This window comes from Pseudomonas sp. SIMBA_068, assembly GCF_046534705.1.
Classification (GTDB): Bacteria; Pseudomonadota; Gammaproteobacteria; order Pseudomonadales; family Pseudomonadaceae; genus Aquipseudomonas; species Aquipseudomonas putida.
Genome location: NZ_JAWRYI010001208.1, coordinates 1 through 249, shown reverse-complemented (window position 1 = coordinate 249; position 249 = coordinate 1). Strand labels below are relative to the sequence as shown.

At 59.4% G+C, this 249-nt stretch carries 1 protein-coding gene; it reads left to right on the top strand.

Translation table 11 applies throughout. The features are described 5' to 3' along the window. On the top strand, positions 1-249 hold a 249-nt coding region (locus tag SB756_RS33360; RefSeq protein ID WP_410913670.1), incomplete at both ends, for an AAA family ATPase.

Here is a 249-nt window from a genome sequence, read left to right as displayed (position 1 = left end):
AAGCGTCAATGATCGATCTGCCTATGATGTCGAGACTGATCGACGCCTTGCCAGATCATGCGCGAGTGATCTTTCTCGGCGATCGTGATCAACTGGCCTCGGTTGAGGCTGGGGCTGTGCTGGGTGATATCTGCGCTTATGCCAACGCGGGCTTTACCGCCGAGCGTGCCAGGCAGCTAAGCCGCCTGACGGGGACTCACGTTCCGGCAGGAACCGGCACAGAAGCGGCATCTTTGCGCGACAGTCTCT